Consider the following 1,161-nt stretch of genomic DNA (forward strand, 5'->3'; position numbering starts at 1 on the left):
GCCAGCAGGGCCACCCCGGATTCCGGTTCCGGCCACAGCAGGGGAACGCCCAGTCCGGCCAGCAGCAGGGCCAGCGGGCCGCCGCACAGTTCGCGCAGGTGCAGTCGCATGGCCGCGCCGCGTCCCGTTGTCAGGCCCAGTTCGCCGTCATGGGCGTTGCCGCGCGGCGGGAAGCCGATTTCGAAGGCCAGCAGCACGGCCAGCGCGGCCAACGCAACCAGCACCAGGGGGGCGAGCACGGCGGGCAGGGAGGAAGCGAAGAACATGGGCATCTCGTCGGTGGCGCAGGGAAGCCGGGAAACAGGCCGCCCGGTGGCTGCCGGTGGCATTCCGGGGGGATGAAGGCGGCACGGGGGTGTCGGCCCGGTGCGCATTCCGGGCCGGACCTCGTCGGGGCTCCGGCGCGGCAGGCACGTGCGACCGGGGCTCCTTCCATCTTCCGGGTAGCCGCTGCCCGCACGGCAGGCAATACGGTCACCTGGGCTGTTTTTTTCGTGACTGTGTTCCCTTTCCGGCCAAAACAGACCAAGACTTCCGGCAGGGTGGCGGCGGCAACGACACTGCGGAGGCAGATCGACCATGCATGCTCCTTTGGCCGGTATCGTCGGCGCACTGGACGAGACACAACTGGAACTGATGCGGGCCTGCATCGAGCGGGAACTGGAGGCGCGGCTTAACGGCGGCGTTTCCGGACTGCCCGTCGAACCCGGCGCGTCCCCCCCCGATTCCCCACACGATTCCGCGGTCGACCACGCGGGCGCGGACTGCCTTGGCGCGGCAACGCTGCACTCCATCGTCACCGCGCTGTCAGGCGTATCGGGCATGAGCGGCCCCACCGCCTGCCCGCACGGCGCCGCCCGGAACGGGGACGACGGCGCCCATCCCCGACCCGCGCCGCAGGGGGGCAAGGACGTTCCCTGCCCTGCCCAAAGCTTCGAGGTGCCGGAAGGGGTCAAGCACCTCACGTCGGAACAACTTGATGAGTTGACGGCCACCTTCCTTGCCTGGTTCGGCGCGGCCACCACGCCGGTGCAGCGCCGTTCGCGCGGGCGTCTGTGGGTGGCCTTCCTGATGCTGCGCCACGGTGCGCTGCGGCTTGGCGAGGTGCTGGCCCTGGACGACGCCGCCGACCTCGACCCGGTGCGCCAGCAGGTCATCGTG

2 pseudogenes are annotated in these 1,161 nt (G+C 70.7%); one reads left to right on the forward strand and one right to left on the reverse strand.

Features of this window, described 5'->3' with window-relative positions:
* Positions 1-266 (reverse strand): annotated as a pseudogene (locus FVW27_RS16490) (tRNA (N6-threonylcarbamoyladenosine(37)-N6)-methyltransferase TrmO); the annotation flags it as partial.
* 313 nt (positions 267-579) lie between these two features.
* Between FVW27_RS16490 and FVW27_RS16495 the strand changes: the two are divergent.
* A pseudogene (locus FVW27_RS16495) lies at positions 580-1,161 on the forward strand (TOBE domain-containing protein); the annotation flags it as partial.

The sequence above is a fragment of the Nitratidesulfovibrio liaohensis genome, assembly GCF_011682075.1.
Taxonomy (GTDB): domain Bacteria; phylum Desulfobacterota; class Desulfovibrionia; order Desulfovibrionales; family Desulfovibrionaceae; genus Cupidesulfovibrio; species Cupidesulfovibrio liaohensis.